General features: G+C 69.8%; 14 protein-coding genes. 7 read left to right on the plus strand and 7 right to left on the minus strand.

Features of this window, described 5'->3' with window-relative positions:
- The first annotated feature begins 28 nt into the window (after window positions 1-28).
- From purN to A5705_RS19755, 5 genes are all read left to right on the plus strand, one after another.
- On the plus strand, window positions 29-658 hold the full coding sequence (gene purN, locus A5705_RS19735) for a phosphoribosylglycinamide formyltransferase (protein ID WP_082956574.1): 630 nt from the start codon (window positions 29-31) through the stop codon (window positions 656-658).
- A gap of 7 nt (window positions 659-665) precedes the next feature.
- Window positions 666-2,261: a bifunctional phosphoribosylaminoimidazolecarboxamide formyltransferase/IMP cyclohydrolase gene (gene purH, locus A5705_RS19740; protein ID WP_067877747.1), complete on the plus strand. Its 1,596-nt coding sequence runs from the start codon at window positions 666-668 to the stop codon at window positions 2,259-2,261.
- Between the two features lie 41 nt (window positions 2,262-2,302).
- Window positions 2,303-3,688 carry a sigma 54-interacting transcriptional regulator gene (locus A5705_RS19745; RefSeq protein WP_067877743.1) on the plus strand — a complete coding sequence of 462 codons (1,386 nt, stop codon included), beginning with the start codon at window positions 2,303-2,305 and terminating at the stop codon, window positions 3,686-3,688.
- Window positions 3,681-5,675, plus strand: a complete 1,995-nt coding sequence (locus A5705_RS19750; protein ID WP_068279437.1) for a VWA domain-containing protein — start codon at window positions 3,681-3,683, stop codon at window positions 5,673-5,675. Before A5705_RS19745 ends, A5705_RS19750 begins: the two co-directional genes overlap by 8 nt.
- 69 nt (window positions 5,676-5,744) lie before the next feature.
- A complete protein-coding gene (locus A5705_RS19755) occupies window positions 5,745-6,593 on the plus strand; it encodes an aldo/keto reductase (protein ID WP_067877737.1) in 849 nt (282 codons plus the stop codon).
- 34 nt (window positions 6,594-6,627) lie between these two features.
- Here A5705_RS19755 and A5705_RS19760 read toward each other — a convergent pair whose 3' ends face one another.
- The 7 genes from A5705_RS19760 to A5705_RS19790 form a co-directional block, all read right to left on the minus strand.
- A complete protein-coding gene (locus A5705_RS19760) occupies window positions 6,628-7,239 on the minus strand; it encodes a DUF1707 domain-containing protein (protein WP_082956585.1) in 612 nt (203 codons plus the stop codon).
- 112 nt (window positions 7,240-7,351) lie between these two features.
- Window positions 7,352-8,134, minus strand: coding sequence for an enoyl-CoA hydratase family protein (locus A5705_RS19765; RefSeq protein WP_067877732.1), 783 nt, complete (start codon window positions 8,132-8,134; stop codon window positions 7,352-7,354).
- Window positions 8,134-9,309, minus strand: a complete 1,176-nt coding sequence (locus A5705_RS19770) for an acyl-CoA dehydrogenase family protein (RefSeq protein ID WP_067877728.1) — start codon at window positions 9,307-9,309, stop codon at window positions 8,134-8,136. The genes A5705_RS19765 and A5705_RS19770 overlap by 1 nt, the downstream gene beginning before the upstream one ends.
- Entirely contained in the window at window positions 9,306-11,351 is a 2,046-nt protein-coding gene (locus A5705_RS19775) for a biotin carboxylase N-terminal domain-containing protein (protein ID WP_068279439.1), read from the minus strand. Before A5705_RS19775 ends, A5705_RS19770 begins: the two co-directional genes overlap by 4 nt.
- A 5-nt stretch (window positions 11,352-11,356) precedes the next feature.
- The gene (locus A5705_RS19780) at window positions 11,357-12,952 is read right to left on the minus strand and encodes an acyl-CoA carboxylase subunit beta (RefSeq protein ID WP_068279441.1); all 1,596 of its coding nucleotides are present in this window, start codon (window positions 12,950-12,952) and stop codon (window positions 11,357-11,359) included.
- A complete protein-coding gene (locus A5705_RS19785; RefSeq protein ID WP_068279443.1) occupies window positions 12,949-14,097 on the minus strand; it encodes an acyl-CoA dehydrogenase family protein in 1,149 nt (382 codons plus the stop codon). Before A5705_RS19785 ends, A5705_RS19780 begins: the two co-directional genes overlap by 4 nt.
- Entirely contained in the window at window positions 14,094-15,803 is a 1,710-nt protein-coding gene (locus A5705_RS19790) for an acyclic terpene utilization AtuA family protein (protein WP_068279445.1), read from the minus strand. The genes A5705_RS19785 and A5705_RS19790 overlap by 4 nt, the downstream gene beginning before the upstream one ends.
- A 221-nt stretch (window positions 15,804-16,024) precedes the next feature.
- Here A5705_RS19790 and rpmF point away from each other — a divergent pair, with 221 nt between their 5' ends.
- Entirely contained in the window at window positions 16,025-16,198 is a 174-nt protein-coding gene (gene rpmF / locus A5705_RS19795) for a 50S ribosomal protein L32 (protein ID WP_066961599.1), read from the plus strand.
- A 63-nt stretch (window positions 16,199-16,261) separates the two neighbouring features.
- Window positions 16,262-16,948: a two-component system response regulator MprA gene (gene mprA, locus A5705_RS19800; RefSeq protein ID WP_082956586.1), complete on the plus strand. Its 687-nt coding sequence runs from the start codon at window positions 16,262-16,264 to the stop codon at window positions 16,946-16,948.
- Window positions 16,949-16,958 lie beyond the last annotated feature (10 nt).

Here is a 16,958-nt window from a genome sequence, read left to right on the forward strand (position 1 = left end):
GCATCGTCGCCAGACTAGGCTCGCCGTTGTGCAGCCACCGCTTCACGTGCCCCCCAGTGCGCCGGCGCGGGTGGTGGTGCTGGCATCGGGCACCGGCTCGCTGCTGGCCGCACTGATCCAGGCCGCCGCCGGTGATTACCCGGCCCGCGTGGTCGCCCTCGGCACCGATCGCGACTGCCCCGCCATCGAGATCGCCGCGGCGGCGTCGGTGCCCACCTTCACCGTCCGGCTGGCCGATCACCCCGACCGCCACGCCTGGGACGCCGCCATCACCGAGGCCGCCGCCGCCCATCAGCCCGACCTGGTGGTGTCGGCGGGGTTCATGAAAATACTTGGGCCGCAATTCCTCTCACGCTTCGACGGGCGCATCGTCAACACTCATCCGGCGCTGCTGCCCGCGTTCCCCGGCGCGCACGGGGTGGCCGACGCGTTGGCCTACGGCGTCAAGGTCACGGGCTGTACGGTGCACCTGGTAGATGCCGGTACGGACACCGGGCCGATCCTGGCGCAGCAATCCGTTCCGGTGCTCGACGGCGACGACGAAGAGACCCTGCATGAGCGCATCAAAGTCACCGAACGGCAGCTGTTGGTGGACGTGGTGGCCGCGATCGCGACCCGCGGCATGACCCTGGTAGGACGAAAGGCGACCCTGGGATGAGCACAGCATGAGCACCGACGACGGGCTGAGGGTGACGAAGCGGCCGATCCGCCGCGCGTTGATCAGCGTGTACGACAAGACCGGGCTGGTCGAGCTGGCCCAGGGACTCACGGCCGCCGGTGTAGAGATCGTCTCGACCGGGTCGACGGCGAAAACCATTGCGGAAAAAGGAATTCCGGTCACCCGCGTCGAGGAGCTGACCGGCTTCCCGGAGGTGCTCGACGGCAGGGTCAAGACGCTGCATCCGCGGGTGCATGCCGGGCTGCTGGCCGATCTGCGCAAGCCCGGGCACGAAGCGGCGCTGCAGGAGCTCGGCATCGCGGCGTTCGAACTGGTTGTCGTCAACCTGTATCCGTTCAGCGAGACGGTCGACTCGGGCGCCGGCATCGACGAGTGCGTCGAACAGATCGACATCGGCGGACCGTCGATGATCCGGGCCGCCGCGAAAAACCACCCGAGCGTGGCGGTGGTCACCGACCCGCTCGGCTATGACGGGGTGCTCGCCGCCGTGCGCAACGGCGGGTTCACCCTCGCCGAGCGCAAACGGCTGGCGTCGCTGGCGTTTCAGCACACCGCGGACTACGACATCGCGGTCGCCGGCTGGATGGAGTCGACGCTGGCCCCCGAGCACCCGCCCACGGCGTTCCCGCAGTGGTTCGCCGGCAGCTGGCGGCGGTCGGCGATGCTGCGTTACGGCGAGAACCCCCACCAGCAGGCGGCGCTCTACAGCGACCCCGGCGCGTGGCCCGGCCTGGCACAGGCCGAGCAGCTGCACGGAAAAGAGATGTCCTACAACAACTTCACCGACGCGGACGCGGCCTGGCGGGCCGCCTTCGACCACGAAGAGATCTGCGTGGCGATCATCAAGCACGCCAACCCCTGCGGTATCGCGATCTCGTCGGTCTCGGTCGCCGACGCGCACCGCAAGGCCCACGAATGCGACCCGCTGAGCGCCTTCGGCGGGGTGATCGCCACCAACACCGAAGTCAGCGTCGAGATGGCGGAGTACGTCAGCACCATCTTCACCGAGGTGATCGTCGCGCCGGCGTACGCGCCGGGCGCCGTGGAGGCGTTGACGCGCAAGAAGAACATCCGCGTGCTGGTGGCCTCCGAGCCGCTGGCCGGCGGCACCGAGCTGCGCCCGGTCAGTGGCGGGCTCCTGGTCCAACAGCGCGACCAGCTGGACGCGCACGGCGACAACCCGGCGAACTGGACCCTGGCGACCGGATCGCCCGCCGACCCGAACACCCTGGCCGATCTGGTCTTCGCGTGGCGCGCCTGCCGCGCGGTCAAGTCGAACGCGATCGTGATCGCGGCCGACGGCGCGACCATCGGCGTCGGCATGGGTCAGGTGAACCGGGTCGACGCCGCCCGGCTGGCCGTCGAAAGAGGCAATGCCAGGGGCGGTGACCGGGTCCGCGAAGCCGTCGCGGCCTCCGACGCGTTCTTCCCGTTCCCCGACGGGCTCGAGACGTTGACCGCCGCCGGGGTGAAGGCGGTGGTGCATCCGGGCGGATCGGTGCGCGACGACGAGGTGACCGCGGCGGCGGCCAACGCGGGCGTAACCGTGTACCTCACCGGCGCCCGCCACTTCGCTCACTGATCGCTCGGCGCGTGGGGCGTGCGGGCAGCGCGTAGCGTGGAGTGGTGCAATCACCGAGCAATCTCCCCCGCACCGTCGGCGAACTGCGCGCCACCGGTCACCGCGAACGCGGAGTGAAACAGGAAATCCGGGAAAACCTGCTGACTGCGCTGGCCGAGGGCGACAACGTCTGGCCCGGGATCCTGGGTTTCGAGGACACCGTGCTCCCTCAGCTGGAGCGGGCGCTGATCGCCGGTCACGACTTCGTCCTGCTGGGCGAACGCGGCCAGGGCAAGACCCGGCTGCTGCGCGCGCTGACCGGGCTGCTCGACGAGTGGACCCCCGTGATCGACGGGGCCGAACTGGGTGAGCACCCGTACACCCCGATCACCCCGGAGTCGATCCGACGGGCGGCCACCCTGGGCGACGACCTGCCGGTGGCGTGGAAGCACCGCAGCGAGCGCTACACCGAGAAGCTGGCCACGCCCGACACCAGCGTCGCCGACCTGGTCGGTGACATCGACCCGATCAAGGTCGCCGAAGGCCGCAGCCTCGGCGACCCGGAGACCATCGCCTACGGGCTGATCCCGCGCGCGCACCGCGGCGTCGTCGCGGTCAACGAGCTGCCCGACCTCGCCGAGCGCATCCAGGTGTCGATGCTGAACGTGATGGAGGAGCGCGACATCCAGGTCCGCGGTTACACGCTGCGCCTGCCGCTCGACGTGTTGGTGGTGGCCAGCGCCAACCCCGAGGACTACACCAACCGCGGCCGCATCATCACGCCGCTCAAGGACCGGTTCGGCGCCGAGATCCGCACCCACTACCCGCTGGAGCTCGAGGACGAGGTGGGCGTGATCGTGCAGGAGGCCCACCTGAGCGCCCAGGTGCCCGACTACCTCATGCAGGTGATCGCGCGGTTCGCCCGCTACCTGCGGGAGTCCAACTCGATCGATCAGCGGTCCGGGGTGTCGGCGCGGTTCGCGATCGCGGCCGCCGAGACCGTCGCCGCCGCCGCCCGGCACCGCGGCGCGGTGCTGGGGGAGACGGACCCGGTGGCCCGGGTGGTCGACCTCGGCACGGTGATCGACGTGCTGCGCGGCAAGCTGGAGTTCGAGTCCGGTGAGGAGGGCCGCGAGCAGGCGGTGCTCGAGCACCTGCTGCGGCGCGCGACGGCCGACACGGCATCGCGCGTGCTCGGGGGCATCGACGTCGGCTCGCTGGTCTCCGCGGTCGAACGAGGGTCGGCGGTGACCACCGGCGAGCGGGTGTCGGCCAAGGACGTGCTGGCCGCGGTGGGGGAGCTGCCGGTCGTCGACCGGATCGCGATCAAGCTCAACGCCCAATCCGTGGGCGAGCGCGCCGCGGCGCTGGAACTGGCGCTCGAGGCGTTGTACCTGGCCAAGCGGATCGATAAGGTGTCCGGGGAGGGCCAAACCGTCTATGGCTAAGCCTTTTTCGAAAGGCCACTCCTCGCGATACTCGGCCTACACCGGGGGACCCGATCCGCTGGCCCCCCCGGTGGATCTGCGCGAGGCGCTCGAACAGATCGGTCAGGACGTGATGGCCGGCACCTCGCCGCGGCGCGCGCTGTCGGAGTTGCTGCGCCGCGGCACCAAGAACATGCCCGGGGCCGACCGGCTGGCCGCCGAGGCGAATCGCCGGCGACGGGACTTGTTGCGCCGCAACAACTTGGACGGCACCCTGCAGGAGATCAAGAAGCTGCTCGACGAGGCCGTGCTGGCCGAGCGCAAGGAGCTGGCCCGCGCGCTCGACGACGACGCCCGCTTCGGCGAGTTGCAGCTCGACGCGCTGCCGGCGTCGCCGGCCAAGGCCGTGCAGGAGCTGTCCGATTACAACTGGCGCAGCGGCGAGGCGCGCGAAAAGTACGAGCAGATCAAGGATCTGCTCGGCCGCGAGATGCTCGACCAGCGCTTCGCCGGAATGAAGCAGGCGCTGGAGGGCGCCACCGAGGCGGATCGCCAGCGGGTCAACGAGATGCTGGACGACCTCAACGAGCTGCTGGACAAGCACGCGCGCGGGCAGGACTCGCAACAGGACTTCGAAGAATTCATGGACAAGCACGGCGAGTTCTTCCCGGAGAACCCGCGCAATGTGGAGGAGCTGCTGGACTCGCTGGCCAAACGCGCCGCCGCGGCGCAACGCTTCCGCAACAGCCTGAGCCCCGATCAGCGCGCCGAGCTGGATGCATTGGCGCAGCAGGCATTTGGATCGCAGGCATTGATGGAGGCGTTGGGGCGGCTCGACGCCCACCTGCAGGCCGCGCGGCCGGGCGAGGACTGGACGGGGTCCGAACAGTTCTCCGGCGACAACCCGTTCGGCATGGGCGAAGGCACCCAGGCCATCTCCGACATCGCCGAGCTCGAGCAACTGGCCGAGCAGCTGTCGCAGAGCTACCCCGGCGCCACCATGGACGACGTCGACCTCGACGCGCTGGCCCGCCAACTCGGCGACCAGGCGGCCATCGACGCCCGGACCCTCGCCGAACTGGAGCGCGCGCTGGTCAATCAGGGTTTCCTGGATCGCGGTTCCGACGGCCAGTGGCGGCTTTCCCCGAAGGCGATGCGCAGGCTCGGCGAGACGGCGTTACGCGATGTGGTGCAACAGCTTTCCGGGCGCCGCGGCGAGCGCGATCATCGGCGCGCGGGTGCGGCCGGCGAGTTGACCGGCGCGACCCGGCCCTGGCAATTCGGTGACACCGAGCCGTGGAACATCTCCCGCACGCTGACCAACGCGGTGCTGCGGCAGGCCGGGACGACGACGCTCGACGGCCGGGCGGGCCCGATCCGGATCAGCGTCGACGACGTCGAGATCTCCGAGACCGAGACGCGCACGCAGGCGGCGGTGGCGCTGCTGGTGGACACCTCGTTCTCGATGGTGATGGAGAACCGCTGGCTGCCGATGAAGCAGACGGCGCTGGCCCTCAATCACCTGGTGTGCACGCGGTTCCGCTCGGATGCGTTGCAGATCATCGCGTTTGGCCGCTACGCGAGGACGGTGACGGCCGCCGAGCTCACCGGTCTCGAGGGTGTCTACGAGCAGGGCACCAACCTGCATCACGCGCTGGCCCTCGCGGGCCGCCACCTGCGCCGGCATCCCAACGCGCAGCCCGTCGTGCTGGTGGTGACCGACGGCGAGCCGACCGCCCACCTGGAGGATTTCGACGGGGACGGCTCCGCAGTGTTTTTCGACTACCCGCCGCACCCGCGGACCATCGCGCACACCGTTCGCGGATTCGACGACATGGCAAGGCTCGGCGCGCAGGTGACGATCTTCCGGCTGGGCAACGATCCCGGCCTGGCCCGGTTCATCGACCAGGTGGCCCGGCGCGTCGAGGGGCGTGTGGTGGTACCCGATGTCGACGGCCTGGGCGCCGCGGTGGTGGGCGACTATCTGCGGTCTCGGCGGCGACGTTAGCCGGCGGTAAACCCTCAGTGGAATAGATACTTCCCCGGCCGGGTAGTCGGGCGAAGAAGGAGGAGACGCATGAGCAAGGTTCCAACGATCGAACTCAACGATGGAGTGAGCATCCCGCAGCTTGGTTTCGGCGTGTTCCAGATCAAGCCCCACGAGACCGCGGCGGCCGTCAAGCGCGCCCTCGACATCGGATACCGGCACATCGACACCGCCCAGATGTACGGCAACGAGAAGGAGGTCGCCGAGGGCATCCGCGACGCCGGGCTCGACCGCGCCGAGGTGTTCGTTACCAGCAAGCTGAACAACGGCTTTCACAAGCCGGACGATGCGCGCCGCGCGTTCGACAAGACGCTGGAGGCGCTGAATTCCGACTACGTCGACCTGTTCCTCATCCACTGGCCGTTGCCGACGCTCTATGACGGCGACTTCGTCTCCACGTGGAAGGTGCTCGAAGAATTCGCCAAGGGCGGTCGCGCCCGCAGCATCGGTGTGTCGAACTTCCAGACCGCACACCTGGATCGGCTGGCCGCGGAAACCACCACCGTCCCGTCGGTCAACCAGATCGAGGTGCACCCGTACTTCGGCAACGAGGAGGTCCGCGCGTACGGCCGCGAGCACGGCATCGTCACCGAGGCGTGGTCGCCGATCGCCCAGGGCAAGGTGCTCGGCGACCCGGTGATCAACCGTATCGCCGACGCGAGCGGCAAGTCACCGGCGCAGGTGGTGCTGCGCTGGCACATCCAGCGCGGCGACGTCGTCTTCCCCAAATCGGTGACGCCGGAACGGATCCAGGCCAACTTCGAGCTGTTCGACTTCGAGCTGGGGGAGTCCGACATGGACGCGATCTCGGCGCTGGACAAGGGCGAGGCGGGCAGGCGCGGCCCCAACCCCGACCAGTTCGACTACATCCCGGGCTAGGAACCCCTGCGGCGCAACGAATCCCGGGGCGGGCTTACCCGCGGGGGCGGCGGGCCTTGCGCTTGATGCCGACACCGCCCCACAGCGAGAAGCCGTGAATGTTGACCTTCGGCGCGCCGGGCGTCCCCTGGCCGAGCACGGTGTGGTCGAAGCCACCCATCACGCCGTGCCCGTGGATCTCGACGTTGACTTCGGGTGGCAGCAGGATGTTCTGCGCGCCCATGATCGAGATGGCGTGGATGTCCACCTCGGTGGAGGTGAAGTCGGCGTAGCGCAAGTCCACCACCCCGGTGCCCCAGAAGGTGAAGGTGGTCAGCTTCTTGGGGACGTTCCACCGGCCGCGGCGCTCGAAATTGCTCATCAACGCCAACAGCAACATCGACGGGGCGGGATTGGGTTTGCCGCCCCTGCGCGGGCTCAGCATGGCACCGGGTAGGTCGGCCCTGAGCTGGTCGAGCTCTTCGTACGTGGTGGCGGCGTAAGCCTTCGTCAGGCGGTCCTCGTAGTCCTTCAGCTGCAGCCGGCCCTGCTCTGCGGCGTATGCGAGCAACTGCGCGACCTGGATGCGATCCGTATCGGCCGCGCGGGACGATTCGTCGCGCGTGTCCTGGGAGTCGCGGGTGCCGCGCTGCGCCGAGTTGCTCATCATCCACGAGCGTACGACGTAGAAGTTTTGCTGCAAGAGGGTTGGCTAAACTGCAACGTTGTTGCCCAGGTCGGGCCCCGCTCAGGGGCGTCTCCGCCGCTCGCGCGGCCCGTCAGACGTCCGCCCAACCGGGCCGGCGTTTCTGCAGGAACGCCAGCATGCCCTCGCGGGCCTCGTCCGACACGAACAGCCGCGCCGACTGCTCGGTGAGCCGTTCGGCGTCGCGGTCGAACCCCTCCAGCACGGCGGCGGTGGTCAGCGCCTTCGACGCCGCGAGCCCCTGCGGCGAACCGCGGCTCACGTCGGCCACCAACTTCTGCACCGCGGCGTCGACGTCGTCGGCCGCCATCGTGACGAGCCCGATCTCCGCGGCCGTCGCCGCGCCGAAGGTCTCGCCGGTGAGGTAGTAGCGCGCCGCGGCCCGCGCCGACATCTTCGGCAGCAGCGTCAGCGAGATGATCGACGGCGCGACGCCGATCCGGGCCTCGGTGAGCGCGAAGGTGCTGCCCGGGCCGGCGACCGCGATGTCGCACGCGCCGACCAACCCGAACCCGCCGGCCCGGACGTGCCCGTCGACCGCGGCGATCACCGGCAGCGGCGAGGAGACGATCGCGCGCAACAGCGCGGTCATCTCCCGGGCGCGGGCCACCGCCATGTCGTGTGCGTCGCCGGCGCCCGCTTCAGAAAGGTCCGCCCCGGCGCAGAAGGTGTTGCCGGTGTGCCCGAGCACCACCGCGCGCACTCTCGGGTCCGAGGCGGCACTGCGCAAGCCCCCGTGCAGCTGCTCGACGAGCGCGGTGGAAAGCGCGTTGCGGTTGTGCGGCGAATTGAGCGTCAGCCGCGCGGCCGGGCCGCCGGTCTCGGCCGGGCCGGCGTATTCGACGAGCGTGTCCATCAGTACGACCGGGGCAGGCCCAGCGATGTCTGCGCCACGAAGTTGAGCACCATCTCCCGACTGATCGGGGCGATCCGCCCGAGCCGGGCCGAGGCGAGCATGGCGGCCACGCCGTACTCCTTGGTCAGCCCGTTGCCGCCCATCGACTGCACGGCCTGGTCGACCGAGCGGGTGGCCGCCTCGGCGGCGGCGTACTTGGCCATGTTGGCGGCCTCGGCCGCGCCGGCGTCGTCACCGCTGTCGTAGAGCGCGGCGGCCTTCTGCATCATCAGCTTGGCGAGTTCGACCTCAATGTGGCACTGCGCCAACGGATGTGACAGGCCCTGATGCGCACCGATGGGGGTGGACCACACCTGGCGGGTCTTGACGTAGTCGACGGCCTTGCGCAGCGCGAAGCGGCCCATGCCCACCGAGCTGGCCGCTCCCATGATGCGCTCGGGATTCAGGCCCGCGAAAAGCTGTGCGATGGCGGCGTCTTGGGCCCCCACCAGCGCATCGCCGGGCAGCCGAACGTCGTCCAGGAAGACCTGGAACTGCCGCTCGGGGCTGATCAGCTCCATCTCGATCGGGGTGTAGGTGAAGCCCGGCGCGTCGGTGGGCACCACGAACAGCGCCGGGCGGAGAGATTCGGACTTGGCCCCTCCCTCTTTGAAGGCGCGCGCCACCACCAGTGCCGCCTGCGCCTGGTCGATGCCGGAGATGTAGACCTTCTGCCCCTTGAGGATCCAGTCGCCGCCGTCGCGGCGGGCGGTGGTGGTGATCTTGTGCGAGTTCGAGCCGGCGTCCGGCTCGGTGATCGCGAACGCCATCGTCAGCGAGCCGTCGGCGATGCCGGGAATCCACCGCTTCTTCTGTTCCTCGGTGCCGAACTTGCTGATGATGGTGCCGTTGATGGCGGGGGACACCACCATGAGCAGCAGCGCGCTGCCCGCGGCCGCCATTTCCTCCATCACCAGCGACAGCTCGTACATGCCGGCGCCGCCGCCGCCGTATTCCTCGGGCAGGTTCACCCCGAGGAAGCCGAGCTTGCCCGCCTCCGACCACAATTCGGTGGTGTGTTCGTGCGCGCGGGCCTTCTCGAGGTAGTACTCGCTGCCGTAGTTGGCCGCCCACTCGGACACCGCCTTGCGCAGCGCCCTGCGCTCCTCGTTCTCGATGAAGCTGCTGTCGGTCACTGTGAATCTCCTTCTGCTTCGGGCGCCTCCACGCGTGCCATGTTCGGATGGTCGTGACCCGCTTCGCCCGGCTGCGCCGCGCTTGCGATCACTCCGAGGACGGCGCCCACTTCGACTTGCTGACCGGTGGCGACGTTTAGCTCGGCGAGCACGCCGTCGGAGGGTGCGGTGATGGTGTGTTCCATCTTCATCGCCTCCAGCCAGATCAGTGGCTGCCCCGCGGTGACGGCGTCACCGACCGCGGCGCCGAGGCGGATGACGTTGCCGGGCATGGGCGCGACCAGGGAACCCTTTTCGAGGGTCGAGCCCGGCTCCGGGAACCGGGGCAGCGCGACCAGGTGAACGGGTCCGCGGGCCGAGTCGATGTAGACGTCGTCACCGCATCGAGTGACCGCGAAGGTGTGCTCCACCCCGTCGTCGGCGAGGACGACGCGATCCACCGCGGCGGAAGCCAGGCGCACCGCCGCGTCGTTCGGCAGCGTCAATCCGGCTCTGGTGAAACGGTATTCGACGATGTGCTCGGTGTCGGTGTCGTCGCGGTAGGTCTTGCGCTGATACCCCGACGCCAGGTTGCGCCACCCGCTGGGGACCGGGCCGAGTACGGAGGCCGCGGCGCGGTTGTGGGCGGCGTCGGCCAGCGCGGCGGCGACGGCCGCCAACCGGATCGCCCGGCGCTCGGCCAGCGGCGCGGCCAGCTCCGCCAGGCCGTGCGTGTCGAAAAATGCGGTGTCGGTGGCGCCGTCGAGAAATGCCGGGTGCCGCAGCACGTTCACCAGCAGCTCGCGGTTGGTGCGCACGCCGTGCAGCCGGGCGCGGGCCAGCGCGTCGGCGAGCAACAGCGCGGATTGCCGGCGCGTCGGGGCGTAGGAGATGACCTTGGCCAGCATCGGGTCGTAGTGGATCGATACGGTGCAGCCGTCGATGGCGCCGGAATCGAGCCGGATGCCCGCCCGGTGCCCGAGCGTGCCGAACTGGGCCCGGGCCGCGGGCACGTCGATCGTGTGCAGCACGCCGGCCTGCGGCTGCCAGCCGCGCGCCGGGTCCTCGGCGTAGAGCCGGGCCTCGATCGAATATCCCTGGGCGGCGGGAGGTTCGGCTTCGAGCCTCCCGCCGTCGGCGACGGCGAGTTGCAGTTCGACGAGGTCGAGCCCGGTGGTCTCCTCGGTCACCGGGTGCTCGACCTGCAGCCGGGTGTTCATCTCGAGGAAGTAGAACTCGCCGTCTTGAGAATTTGGGTCGGCGAGGAACTCCACCGTGCCTGCGCCCGTGTAGCCGATGGCGCCGGCGGCCAGCCGGGCCGCGTCGAACAGCTTGGCCCGCATGCCCGGGATGCGTTCGACCAGCGGCGAGGGGGCCTCCTCGATGATCTTTTGGTGGCGACGCTGAATCGAGCATTCCCGCTCCCCGACGGCCCACACGGTGCCGTGCGCGTCGGCCAGCACCTGCACTTCCACGTGGTGTCCCGTCGGCAGGTAGCGTTCGCAGAAGACCGTCGGGTCACCGAATGCCGACTGCGCCTCGCGCCTGGCCGCCTCGACTTCGCCTTTGAGAGAAGACAATTCGCGGACCACCCGCATGCCGCGGCCGCCACCGCCGGCGGAGGCCTTGACCAGCACCGGCAGCTGCGCCGCGGTGACCGCGTCCGGGTCGAGTTCGTCGAGCACCGGAACCCCGGCGGCGGCCATCAGCTTCTTGGACTCGATCTTGGAGCCCATCGCCCGCACCGCGTCCACCGGCGGACCGATCCAGGTCAGCCCGGCCGACTGCACCGCGGTCGCGAAATCGGCGTTCTCGGAGAGAAACCCGTAGCCCGGATGCACCGCGTCCGCGCCAGCAGCGCGTGCGGCGGCGATGATCGCCTCGGCGTTGAGGTAGTCGCTCGTCTGGGCGAGCCGCACCCGCGCGTCGGCCTCGGCCACGTGCGGCGCGCCGGCGTCGGGGTCGGTGTAGACGGCGACGGTGCCCAGGCCCAGCCGCCGGCAGGTGGCGAACACCCGCCGGGCGATTTCGCCGCGGTTGGCGACCAGCACTCGAGTAACCATGGGGCTCACATCCGGAAGACGCCGAAGTTCGACGTCCCCTCGATCGGGCCAGTGGCGATGGCGGACAGACACATTCCCAGCACCGTGCGGGTATCGCGCGGGTCGATCACCCCGTCGTCGTACAGCATTCCGGACAGCACCAGCGGCAGCGACTCGGCTTCGATCTGTCCCTCGACGGCCGCGCGCATAGCGGCGTCGGCGTCCTCGTCGACCTGCTGACCGCGGGCCTCGGCCGCCGCGCGGGCCACGATCGACAACACGCCCGCGAGCTGGGCGCCGCCCATGACGGCGGATTTGGCGCTGGGCCACGCGAACAGGAACCTCGGATCGTAGGCCCGCCCGCACATGCCGTAGTGGCCGGCGCCGTAGGAGGCGCCGATCAACAGGGAGATGTGCGGGACGGTCGAGTTGGACACGGCGTTGATCATCATCGACCCGTGCTTGATCATGCCGCCCTCTTCGTAGTCCTTGCCGACCATGTAGCCGGTGGTGTTGTGCAGGAACAGCAGTGGCGTGTTGGAGCGGTTGGCCAGCTGGATGAACTGGGTGGCCTTCTGCGACTCCTCGCTGAACAGGACGCCGCGCGCGTTGGCCAGGATGCCCAGCGGGTAGCCGTGCAACCGGGCCCAGCCGGTGACCAGCGACGAGCCGTACATGGCTTTGAACTCGTCGAATTCGGAGCCGTCCACGATGCGGGCGATCACCTCGCGGGGGTCGAACGGGATGCGCAGGTCGGCCGGCACGATGCCGATCAGCTCCTCGGCGTCGAACAGCGGCTCGGCCACGGGCCCCGGAGCCGGTCCCTGCTTGACCCAGTTCAGCCGGGCCACGATGCGGCGCCCGATGCGGAGGGCGTCGAGCTCGTCGACGGCGAAGTAGTCGGCCAATCCCGAAGTGCGCGCGTGCATTTCGGCGCCGCCGAGCGATTCGTCGTCGGACTCTTCGCCGGTGGCCATCTTGACCAGCGGGGGACCGGCAAGGAACACCTTCGAGCGTTCCTTGATCATCACGACGTGATCCGACATGCCGGGAATGTAGGCGCCACCGGCGGTGGAGTTGCCGAAAACCAGTGCGATGGTGGGGATTCCGGCCGCAGACAGGCGGGTCAGGTCGCGGAACATCTGCCCGCCGGGGATGAAGATCTCCTTCTGGGTGGGCAGGTCCGCCCCGCCGGACTCCACCAGCGAGATGACGGGCAGCCGATTTTCGAAGGCGATCTGGTTGGCCCGCAGGATCTTTTTCAGGGTCCACGGGTTGCTGGTGCCGCCCTTGACCGTCGGGTCGTTGGCGACGATCAAACATTCCACACCCGACACCACGCCGATCCCGGTGACCGTGCTGGCGCCGACGGTGAACGCGCTGCCGTAGGCCGCGAGCGGGCTGAGCTCCAGGAACGGCGAATCCGGGTCGACGAGCAGTTCGATGCGTTCCCGGGCGGTCAACTTGCCGCGGGCGTGGTGGCGCTCGACGTACTTGGGTCCGCCGCCGGCGAGCGCCTTGGCGAGTTCGGTGTCGATCTCGGCGAGCCGCTCCGCCGCCGTCGACGCCGCGTCGGTGTACGCGGCGGAGTTCGGGTCGAGGGTGGATCGCAGTGTCGTCATGACTGGAATCCCAACGTTTTGGCGGCCAGTGCGGTCAGGATCTCGGTGGTGCCGCCGCCGATGCCCAGGATCCGCATGTCCCTGTACTGGCGTTCGACTTCGGACTCGGCCATGTAGCCCATGCCGCCGAACAGCTGCACGGCCTGGTTGGCCACCCACTCGCCGGACTCGACGGCGGTGTTCTTGGCGAAGCACACCTGCGCGATCAGATTGGTCTCGCCGGCCAGCTGCCGCTCGACCACATGGCGGGAGTAGACCCGGGCGAGGTCGATGCGGCGGGCCATCTCGGCCAGCGTGTTCTGCACCGACTGCCGCGAGATCAGCGGCCGGCCGAACGTCTCGCGGTCGCGGCACCACTGCACCGTCAGGTCCAGGCATCGCTGTGCGCTCGAATACGCCTGCGCGGCAAGGCCGATCCGCTCGGCGACGAAGGCCTGAGCGATCTGGGCGAATCCACTGTTCTCGGCGCCGACGAGGTTGGCCACCGGCACCCGCACGTCGGTGTAGGACAACTCCGCGGTGTCGGACGACCGCCAGCCCATCTTGTCCAGCTTGCGGGTCACCTCGAAACCGGGCGTGCCCTTCTCCACCACCAGCAGCGAAACCCCCGCTGCGCCGGGGCCCCCCGTGCGCACCGCGGTGACGACATAGTCGGCGCGCACCCCGGAGGTGATGTAGGTCTTCGCGCCGTTGACGACGTAGTGATCGCCGTCCCGGACGGCGCTGGTCCGCAGGTGCCCGACGTCCGAACCGCCGCCGGGCTCGGTGATCGCCAGCGAACCGATCTTCTCGCCGGCCAGCGTCGGTCGCACGAACTCGTCGATCTGCCGCCGGTCACCCGACGCGATCATGTGCGGCACCGCGATGCCGGAGGTGAACAGCGACGCGAAGACGCCCCCCGGGGCGCCGGCCTGGTGCACCTCCTCGCAGATGACCACCGCGTCGGCGCCGTCCCCGCCACCGCCGCCGACCGATTCGGGGAAGCTCGCGCCCAGCAGGCCGGCCGCGGCGGCGCGCCGGTGCAGGTCGCGCGGCAACTCGCCGGTGCGCTCCCATTCGTCGGCGTGGGGCAGGATCTCGCGTTCGGTGAAGGAGCGCACCGTCTTTCGCAACTGTTCGCGCTCCGGGGTGGTCCAGATACTCACAAGATGCTCTCCGGGATGTCGACGTAGCGGCCGCGCAGCCATTCGCCCAGCCCCTTGGCCTGGGGATCGAACCGCGCCTGATAGGCGACGCCCTGACCGAGGATGCCGTCGACGACGAAGTTCACCGCGCGCAGATTGGGCAGCACGTGGCGGGTGACCTCGAAGTCGGCGGCCTCGGGCAGCAGTTCGGTGAACAGCTCGACGGTCAGCGTGTTGGCCAGCCAGCGCCATTGCTCGTCGCTGCGCACCCAGACCCCGACGTTGGCCGACCCGCCCTTGTCGCCGCTGCGGGCCCCGGCGACGCGGCCCAGCGGCACGCGCCGCGTCGGGCCGGGCGGCAACGGCTCGGGCAACGGCGGGGGGTCGGCCGGCGCCAGTTCCAAAGTCTCGGTGGCGCAAGGGATGTACGTCCCCGTCCCGTCGGCGTGCACGGCGACGTGCGGCACGCTCGTGGCGTCGACGTAGCCCGCGGTGAACACGCCGTACACCTGGCCGTCACCGGGCGGGGCGGTCACGTGAAAGCCGGGGTAGCTGGCCAGCGCCAATTCGACTGCGGCGGAGGAGAACTGGCGGCCCACGTTTGCAGGGTCGGGGTCGCGGACGACGCAGTGCAGCAACGCGCTGGCGGCCTCCTCGGTGTCGGCGTCGGTGTGGTCGGTGCGGGCCAGCGTCCACTGCAGCTCGGCGGGCTTCACCGTCAACGCCGCCTCCAGCTGGCGGCGCACCAGCTCGGCCTTGGCCGCGATGTCCAGGCCGGTCAGCACGAACGTCATGGCGTTGCGGAACCCGCCGATGCTGTTCAGCGACACCTTGTACGTGGGCGGGGGCGGTTCCCCGCGCACCCCGGCGATGCGCACGCGGTCGGGGCCGTCGGGGGACAGCGCGATGGTGTCCATCCGGGCGGTGACGTCGGGGTTGGCGTAGCGGGCGCCGGTGATCTCGTAGAGCAATTGCGCGGTGACGGTGTCGACGCTGACCAGGCCGCCCGTGCCGGGATGCTTGGTGATCACCGACGAGCCGTCGGCGTGGACCTCGGCCAGCGGGAAACCGGCGTGGGTCAGATCCGGAAGCTCCGTGAAGAACGAGTAGTTGCCGCCGGTGGCCTGCACGCCGCACTCGATGACGTGGCCCGCCACCACCGCGCCCGCGAGCGCGTCGTAGTCGGTGCGGCCCCAGCCGAAGTGCGCCGCCGCCGCGCCGACGATCACCGAGGCGTCGGTGACCCGGCCGGTCACGACGACGTCGGCCCCGTCGCCGAGGCAGTCGACGATGCCCCAGGCGCCCAGGTAGGCGTTCGCGGTCAGCGGGGCACCCAGCCCGAGTTCGGCGGCGCGGGGCTGCAGGTCGTCGCCTTCGACGTGCGCGACGCGGGCGGGCACACCCAGGCGCTCGGCCAGGGCGCGGATCGCGTCGGCCAGACCGGCCGGGTTGAGGCCGCCGGCGTTGGCGACGATGCGCACCCCGCGATCGTGCGCCTCGCCCAGGCAGTCCTCGAGCTGGGTCAGGAAGGTCTTGGCGTAGCCGCGCTCGGGGTGCTTCATCCGGTCGCGGCCCAGGATCAGCATGGTCAGTTCGGCCAGGTAGTCCCCGGTGAGGTAGTCGACGTCCCCGCCGGTCAGCATCTCGCGCATCGCCGAGAGCCGGTCGCCGTAGAACCCGGAGCAGTTCGCGATCCGGACGGCGTCGCGACCCGAGGAAGAGGCCATGCAGTCCTCCCATCCGCGATCCACCGTTGAGCGCAAACCAACCAACCAACCGGTAGGTTAGCGGGTCGCGCCGGTGTCGCGTCAAGGACGTCGAGTCGGCCAGTGCGCCGTCGTTTTGGCGACCAGCAGGCCACCGACTATCCTGATGGGCAATCGTCGCACGTTCGGCCGCACCGGCCACGCCCGCGACATGCCCCCGACACGAGGAGTCAGGCCCGACCATGGCCGTACCCAAGCGCAGGATGTCGCGCGCGAACACCCGAAGCCGCCGCGCGCAGTGGAAGGCCACGAAGACCGAGCTCGTCGGCGTGACGGTGGCCGGCCAGAAGCACAAGGTGCCCCGCCGGCTGCTCAAGGCCGCGCGCCTGGGCCTGATCGATCTCGACAAGCGTTAATCTCGGCAAATACGCGGCGCGCCTCTCAGGCGGCTCTCAGGCGCTGGGACGAAACTAATGGCCGTGCGCATACTTGTCGTCGACGACGATCGCGCGGTGCGCGAGTCACTGCGCCGCTCGCTTTCGTTCAACGGGTACTCGGTCGAGCTCGCCCATGACGGCCTCGAGGCCCTGGACATGATCGCCAGCGACCGGCCCGACGCGCTCGTCCTGGATGTGATGATGCCGCGCCTGGACGGCCTCGAGGTCTGCCGTCAGCTGCGCAGCACGGGCGACGACCTGCCGATCCTGGTGCTCACCGCCCGCGATTCGGTGTCCGAGCGCGTCGCCGGCCTGGACGCGGGCGCCGACGACTATCTGCCGAAGCCGTTCGCCCTCGAAGAGCTGCTGGCCCGCATGCGGGCGCTGCTGCGGCGCACGAAGCCCGACGACGACGTCGAGTCGGTGGCGATGACGTTCTCCGACCTGAGTTTGGACCCGGTGACGCGCGAAGTCACCCGCGGACACCGTCGGATCAGCTTGACCCGCACCGAGTTTGCGCTGCTGGAAATGCTGATCGCCAATCCCCGCCGGGTGCTGACCCGCAGCCGCATCCTCGAGGAGGTGTGGGGATTCGACTTTCCCACCTCGGGCAACGCGCTGGAGGTCTACGTCGGCTACCTGCGCCGCAAGACCGAGGCCGAGGGCGAGCCCCGGCTGATCCACACGGTGCGCGGGGTGGGTTACGTCCTCCGGGAGACGCCGCCGTGATGAGCCCTGC

The organism is Mycobacterium sp. E787, assembly GCF_001668725.1.
Lineage (GTDB): Bacteria > Actinomycetota > Actinomycetes > Mycobacteriales > Mycobacteriaceae > Mycobacterium.

Excerpts from the sequence above, each read along its gene's own strand:
- purH (WP_067877747.1), top strand. The coding sequence starts at position 666 with ATGAGCACCGACGACGGGCTGAGGGTGACGAAGCGGCCGATCCGCCGC.
- A5705_RS19750 (WP_068279437.1), top strand. The coding sequence starts at position 3,681 with ATGGCTAAGCCTTTTTCGAAAGGCCACTCCTCGCGATACTCGGCCTAC.
- A5705_RS19755 (WP_067877737.1), top strand. The coding sequence starts at position 5,745 with ATGAGCAAGGTTCCAACGATCGAACTCAACGATGGAGTGAGCATCCCG.
- A5705_RS19760 (WP_082956585.1), bottom strand. The coding sequence starts at position 7,239 with ATGAGCAACTCGGCGCAGCGCGGCACCCGCGACTCCCAGGACACGCGC.
- A5705_RS19765 (WP_067877732.1), bottom strand. The coding sequence starts at position 8,134 with ATGGACACGCTCGTCGAATACGCCGGCCCGGCCGAGACCGGCGGCCCG.
- A5705_RS19775 (WP_068279439.1), bottom strand. The coding sequence starts at position 11,351 with ATGGTTACTCGAGTGCTGGTCGCCAACCGCGGCGAAATCGCCCGGCGG.
- A5705_RS19780 (WP_068279441.1), bottom strand. The coding sequence starts at position 12,952 with ATGACGACACTGCGATCCACCCTCGACCCGAACTCCGCCGCGTACACC.
- A5705_RS19790 (WP_068279445.1), bottom strand. The coding sequence starts at position 15,803 with ATGGCCTCTTCCTCGGGTCGCGACGCCGTCCGGATCGCGAACTGCTCC.
- rpmF (WP_066961599.1), top strand. The coding sequence starts at position 16,025 with ATGGCCGTACCCAAGCGCAGGATGTCGCGCGCGAACACCCGAAGCCGC.